This is a genomic window from Candidatus Termitispirillum reticulitermitis (genome assembly GCF_054655775.1).
This window is the reverse complement of record NZ_BAAIHG010000006.1, coordinates 36,711-42,777: the sequence shown is the minus strand read 5'-3', so window position 1 is coordinate 42,777 and position 6,067 is coordinate 36,711. Positions and strand designations below refer to the sequence as shown.

7 protein-coding genes are annotated in these 6,067 nt (G+C 42.7%); 3 read left to right on the top strand and 4 right to left on the bottom strand.

Translation table 11 applies throughout. The features are described from left to right. The 4 genes from cysS to AC1MDJ_RS01640 all read right to left on the bottom strand — a co-directional run. On the bottom strand, positions 1-1,138 hold a 1,138-nt coding region (cysS, locus tag AC1MDJ_RS01655), incomplete at its 3' end, for a cysteine--tRNA ligase (protein ID WP_479689216.1). Positions 1,139-1,146: 8 nt separating this feature from the next. Beyond that, on the bottom strand, positions 1,147-2,304 hold the full coding sequence (locus tag AC1MDJ_RS01650; RefSeq protein WP_479689215.1) for a pyridoxal-phosphate-dependent aminotransferase family protein: 1,158 nt from the start codon (positions 2,302-2,304) through the stop codon (positions 1,147-1,149). A gap of 91 nt (positions 2,305-2,395) precedes the next feature. Next, the gene (locus tag AC1MDJ_RS01645; protein ID WP_479689214.1) at positions 2,396-3,280 is read right to left on the bottom strand and encodes a hypothetical protein; all 885 of its coding nucleotides are present in this window, start codon (positions 3,278-3,280) and stop codon (positions 2,396-2,398) included. Between the two features lie 79 nt (positions 3,281-3,359). Further along, the gene (locus tag AC1MDJ_RS01640) at positions 3,360-4,580 is read right to left on the bottom strand and encodes a hypothetical protein (RefSeq protein ID WP_479689213.1); all 1,221 of its coding nucleotides are present in this window, start codon (positions 4,578-4,580) and stop codon (positions 3,360-3,362) included. Between the two features lie 109 nt (positions 4,581-4,689). On the opposite strand from AC1MDJ_RS01640, the gene AC1MDJ_RS01635 reads away from it, so the two are divergent. The 3 genes from AC1MDJ_RS01635 to AC1MDJ_RS01625 all read left to right on the top strand — a co-directional run bounded on the left by AC1MDJ_RS01635 (position 4,690) and on the right by AC1MDJ_RS01625 (position 6,051). Continuing rightward, positions 4,690-5,463, top strand: a complete 774-nt coding sequence (locus tag AC1MDJ_RS01635) for a sulfite exporter TauE/SafE family protein (protein WP_479689212.1) — start codon at positions 4,690-4,692, stop codon at positions 5,461-5,463. 135 nt (positions 5,464-5,598) lie between these two features. Continuing rightward, positions 5,599-5,769, top strand: coding sequence for an indolepyruvate ferredoxin oxidoreductase subunit alpha (locus AC1MDJ_RS01630; protein WP_479689211.1), 171 nt, complete (start codon positions 5,599-5,601; stop codon positions 5,767-5,769). 153 nt (positions 5,770-5,922) lie between these two features. After that, positions 5,923-6,051 (top strand): hypothetical protein, encoded by a 129-nt coding sequence (locus tag AC1MDJ_RS01625; protein ID WP_479689210.1) that lies wholly within the window; start codon positions 5,923-5,925, stop codon positions 6,049-6,051. Positions 6,052-6,067: the final 16 nt, after the last annotated feature.

The following is a 6,067-nucleotide window of genomic DNA, read 5'->3' as shown; positions in this document are numbered from 1 at the left end:
GCACAGTATTAAAAGCACGCACCATATCAAACACGGCGGCTAGAGCAGATGGACTATTGAAATCGTCCTCTATAGCCTGCTTAAAGTCAGCATAAAACTTAGTTTTAGCAACGTTCACTTCGGCTGACAAATCAGCACCTTTTTTAGATGCAACAAAGTGCTCCAACTCATCTTTATATATATATATACGCTCTAACGCACTTTCAGCCTCTATCAGCTTTGAGTCTGCAAACTCAAGTGGTTGACGGTAGTGCGTAGTCAGCAAGAATAAACGCAACACCTCAGCATCATAACTCTTCAATATATCGCGTATAGTAAAGAAATTGCCCAATGATTTAGACATCTTCTCTTTATTGATATTAACAAACCCATTATGCATCCACACGCGGGCAAGTTCACAGTCACAGGCAGCCTCACTTTGGGCAATCTCATTCTCGTGGTGTGGAAACACTAAGTCTTGCCCGCCACCGTGTATATCAAGCGGCAGTTCCATAAGCCCCTTGCTCATAGCACTGCATTCTATATGCCAGCCCGGACGCCCTTTGCCAAACGGAGACTCCCAATAAGGCTCCCCCGCCTTTGCAGATTTCCACACGGCAAAATCAAGCGGATTTTCTTTCTGCTCGTTCACATCTATGCGCGCACCCGCTTGCATGTCTTCTAAATTCCTATGAGATAGTTTGCCGTATTCTGCAAAATTTGCCACGCTATAATACACATCACCATTTGATTCATAAGCAAGCCCTTTATCAACAAGGAGCTTGCAAAGCTCAATAATGTCGTCCATATACTCGGTTGCACACGGAGTATGAGTCGGAGGCAGAACACCCAGCGAAGACATATCTTCATCGTGCTTGGCAATAAACTCTGTGGTAATATCGCGCCAATCCCTACCAGTTTCGTTTGCACGTTTTATAATTTTATCGTCAATATCTGTGAAGTTCTTTACAAATGTCACCTTCATACCCAGCCACTCTAAGCTACGGCGCACCAAGTCAAAGGCTACAGCACTACGTGCATGTCCTATATGGCAGAGGTCATAAACGGTGACACCGCACACATACATAGATACCTCGCCCGCCCTCTGCGGAGTAAAGGGTTCTCGCTTACCAGTCAGGGTATTATAAATCTGCAACACTCCAATACCTAGTCCTTAGCAGGTATATTTTTAGCGAACACACTTTCGGCTGCGGCAATACCAACACCAAGCTTTACGTCAACCCCAAACACCTTAAGAGCCATTTCAAGCGCACTTATCGCTATAATAGTATCAAAATAGCCGTGATAGCCTAAATGCGATATGCGTATCGCCTTGCCCTTAACGTTGTCTTGCGCATTAGCTACGGTTACGCCTAGCTTAAGACCCATATATTTCTTTAGTTGTGTCCCATCTATCCCCTCTGGCACACATACCATAGTAGCAGAGTTTGCAGGACGCTCCTTGGCAAACAACTTCAAGCCTAACGCTTCAACCGCCTCACGAGTAGCATCGGCACAAACTGCATGACGTTTATATACGTTAGCCAACCCCTCACTATTTAATAGCTCAAGAGATTTCTTTAACCCGCGAACAATACTCACCGCTGGCGTCCACGCACTAACAGAAGTCGTTTGTTTCTTTAACTCAGTAGTCAAGTTAAAATAAAATTTAGGTAGCTTTGCAGTCTTTGTAAAACCCCACGCCTTATCGCTCAATGCAATAAACGCCAGACCGGGAGGCAACATTAACGCCTTTTGCGAACCTGTAATGAGTATATCTATTCCCCATTCGTCCATTTTGGTGTCATACACGCCCACAGTCGTGATGCCATCCACCACAAAAATTGTATTTTTATAGTTCTTTATAAGCTCCGCAAGCTCTTTAATTGGGTGGTATACAGTAGTAGAAGTTTCGCTCCCTTGTATGAAAACGGCACGGGTGTCGGGGTGCTTGTCCAAATAACCCTTTACATCCTCAACTTTAGCCGCATAGCCCCAATCATAGGTTAGCTCGTCCACTACTAGCCCATAAGCTTTAACAATATTAACCCAACGTTCGCCAAACTTACCCGCATTGATAACAAGCACCCGAACGCCAGCAGACAACGTATTAACTACAGATGCCTCCATAGCCCCAGTGCCACTACAAGCGAGAATCAACACATCACGAGAGGTGCCAAACACTGCCCTTAACTCTCTGCGTGCATCCTGAAACAACGCCTCAAAACGAGGGTCGTGGTGGTGCATTATGGGTTTGGCCATTTCCAAAAGAGATTCTTCTGGAATAGGTGTAGGTCCAGGTGCTATCAAATAATCTTTTAGCATAAACTACCCCTTAAAACATAACGAAACAACAGATATTGTATCACTATTTAATGAAATAAGCAAGGGGTAAAATGGCAGGGGTGGCTGAAAACTATTTTTTGCTCCATAGGCGCATACCGCTACTGATATATTCCCCCTCGTAGCCACGTTCTTGTAATAACTTTGCGGCTAGCGCATTGTAGCGGCTAGTGTTGGCACTCACTGACTCACGCTCATCATTTTCACGGGTAATGAGTCTGTCGGATGCCACCTCGTCTATAATTTTCAACAATCTGTCATAGTTATCATCATCTACGTTCACTATTATGCTTTTATCAAATGACATTAGGTATGGCATAAACACAAGGCTATTAGCAAACACAATGATAGGCACATTATGGTTACTCTCAACCAAAGTTGTCAAACTGGGCTTGTCCTGCACTGTTAGCTGGTCTAAATGCTTAAAAGTTGAGCTTATAAAAATGAAAGCAACCATTAGCCCTGCAAACACGCTGCGAGACAACTTGCCATCCGATAGCGTCCAGAGCAAGAAAACAATAGTTAGTGCTATCGTGGGGAATATAGGATAAACATAGCGAGGCGGTCTCCCCGCACCAATATTAGGCAGAATTATAATGTAGCAGACCATAGCTATTAGCAACAAAGCGAGCACCACAAAGTTAGCTCTTTTATCAGAAACAAAACGTTTTATTCCAACTGCCCGCACCTGAACGACAAGCATAACAGCCCCTATAAACGCTATGTAATAAAAGCCCTCTGCAAATAAAAATCTGTTTATATGACCAATATATGCCGTAATAACTCGTTTTACGGCAATAAAGGATGGATGAACAGCGTTAGCTCCAGCGGTATGCATGATAGCTGGATTTACGAGCAGATATAACACCCCTGCTATTGCTAGAGTAACTACACACCAACCGATGTCAACAAACCTCCGTTTGGCTAACAGATAAAGGAATACTGGAATGGCAATCATAGCAAACCATACACTAAAAAAATAATGTGTCCATAAGCCAAAAAAGAACGTTATGCCAAGTGTTACATAGCAACATTTGCTACGTAAGCCCCCCCCCCCCGTCTAACGCAGAGGTGGTGCAAGTATTCTTGACTATACACATAGCTACATACACAAGCAATATGTAAAAGAAAGTGGACATAGCATAAACTCTAGTATAAGTTTCAATTCCAATAGCGGCACCGCTGAAACCCCATAAAAGGAGCGGTAGCAATGCCAGCCTGTCTGGTAGCAGTAGCCGAGAGATGAAAAACAACACTAGGCACGTGCCTACAAAATAGAGCATATTCACAGCCACGCCAAGCCAAATGCTATACGTATCAGGAAACATTGATGAAACAAAATGTAGTTGCAAAAAAGGCAGTGAAGGTGCAGACCAATCATCATTTTTTGGTATATCAAGTATTTGTTTATATTGTTGCCAGCCCTCTCCACGTTGTGCAGTAAGTTTTTCAAGGTAATAACGCCCGAAATGCCATTCATCAAACACAACTTGTTTATTATCTGACTGGTCGTTTGCTAGCTGATAAGCCCATACTTCGTCAATTTCTAAATACGTCTTGTGTTTAGTATGGTATGCAATAACACCAAGCTGTGCGACTATTATCACAGCTACCAATATGCAATTAGAAAATCTTAACTTTTCTAGCTTGTTATAGACACCCTTATATAAAAACAGGTATAAAATAGTCACAACAACAGCAGAAAACAGCAAAAACAACGGAATAAAGCTATTAGGTAACATTGAATATCTGCTCAAATAAACCTTTTCAATATTTATATGTGCATACGTATTAGGTAACACCTCAAATGTAGTCCATTTACCTACTTTCAATCTATCCGAGCAGTTGTTCCCATTAAAAAAGCTACTAAACTCAGTCTGTTGTTTATTGCCCGCACTATCAGAGTATGTCATAACAGGCACAGCCTCAGTATAGTCTGTAAGTCCAGAGATTACAAATGACAGCCGCCTGTATTTATCGCTAGCTTTACCGCCTGCATTGACAACTATTTTTGCACCAGCACCAGTTTTAACAATGTATCGGTCACTATCCAACTCTACGTATTGCTGAAAAGCCATAGGGACCCCCGTATAGCCCACCATAGCATCGCCAAGTCCGCGATAGATTAGCACAACAGACATTAAAGTCGCTGAGATAAATAGAAACTTCCGCATAATGTGTGGCATTGTATAGAAAATAAACGTAGGTGTCCAGCTAATAGTTGCCTTTATCCCTTTAACCTTGTCATAACTTCCCACAATACATACCTCCAATAAAAAATATATGAGGGGCATTTTAACTTGTGGAATTCACAGGGGTAAAATACGCTTGACCTTTTAGAAATAGAGCACTATAATCGCCCGCTATATGGACTTTGATTTATCTATAACATCTTTTCTTATCGTATGCCCGCTGGTATTTCTTGCTGGGCTGGTTGATGCTGTCGGCGGCGGCGGCGGGCTAATAGCCTTGCCCGCATACATACTGGCAGGTGTCCCTATTCACTACGCACTAGGCACAAATAAACTATCTGGCATACTAGGGACTGCTACCGCCACATACCGATACTATAAGAATAACTTTTTAGATATGGGACTTGCCGTTCCCTGCCTTATCAGTGCACTTATAGGCTCTGCAATCGGAGCAAACCTCACACTGCTGGCAAATGAAAAGCTCTTGGGAAGTTTATTGCTAATCGTTCTGCCTGTTGCCACTTTCTATGTTATCAGGGACAAGACATTCACAAGCGAGCTATCCCCTTATCCCAGACACTATCAGATTGCAGGCACTGTAGCGATATCGTTTTTTTTGGGAGCTTATGACGGATTTTATGGGCCTGGAACGGGGACATTCCTTGCCTTACTATATGGTGGACTAGTAAAGATGGATATACGCACAGCCACTGGCAATGCTAAATTCATCAATGTGGCATCTAATGTGGGTGCATTGGCAGTGTTTTTGACTAACGGCAAGGCAATTATCCCGCTGGGGCTATGCGCAGGATTATTCAGCATATTGGGTGGGTATGTAGGCTCAGGACTGGTAATAACTAGAGGGAGCAAAGTTGTCCGCCCTATTATAGTTGGGGTGCTGACACTGCTTATGATAAACGTTGCATACAATACTATAATAAAACAATAACTTCCCACAATACATACCCCTAATAAAAAATATATGAGGGGCATTTTAACTTGTGGAATTACACTAATAAAATTCTGATTGACTTTTAACGCTCATCAGGCTAGATTAACGCAATAATATTTAGGGAGGCGACTTATGGCTTACACTATAGACAACGAAAAATGTTTAGGCTGCGGTGCTTGCGCCGCTACATGTCCCGTTAGTGCTATTGAAAGTGACAGCGGTAAATACAAAATAAACGCTGATGTCTGTATTGAATGTGGCTCTTGCGCAAGCGATTGCCCCGCAAACGCAATACACAAATAACTGGTTTCTGAAATGGGACGTCTCTTTCAGGCGTCCCATTTTTAATGCGTTACTATGGTGCCTACGTCCTCACCTGATACAATCTTAGCTAAATCGCCTTTATTATACAGACTAAACACCACTATTGGCACGCTATTTTCCATACAAAGCGTAATGGATGCGACTGCTATTACGCTTTGTATGGAAAATAGCGTGCCAATAGTGGTGTTTAGTCTGTATAATAAAGGCGATTTAGCTAAGATTGTATCAGGTGAGGACGTAGGCACCATAGTAACGCATTAAAAATGGGACGCCTGAA

Excerpts from the sequence above, each read along its gene's own strand:
- AC1MDJ_RS01630 (WP_479689211.1), top strand. The coding sequence starts at position 5,599 with ATGGCTTACACTATAGACAACGAAAAATGTTTAGGCTGCGGTGCTTGC.
- AC1MDJ_RS01650 (WP_479689215.1), bottom strand. The coding sequence starts at position 2,304 with ATGCTAAAAGATTATTTGATAGCACCTGGACCTACACCTATTCCAGAA.
- AC1MDJ_RS01625 (WP_479689210.1), top strand. The coding sequence starts at position 5,923 with ATGGATGCGACTGCTATTACGCTTTGTATGGAAAATAGCGTGCCAATA.
- AC1MDJ_RS01635 (WP_479689212.1), top strand. The coding sequence starts at position 4,690 with ATGGACTTTGATTTATCTATAACATCTTTTCTTATCGTATGCCCGCTG.
- AC1MDJ_RS01645 (WP_479689214.1), bottom strand. The coding sequence starts at position 3,280 with ATGATTGCCATTCCAGTATTCCTTTATCTGTTAGCCAAACGGAGGTTT.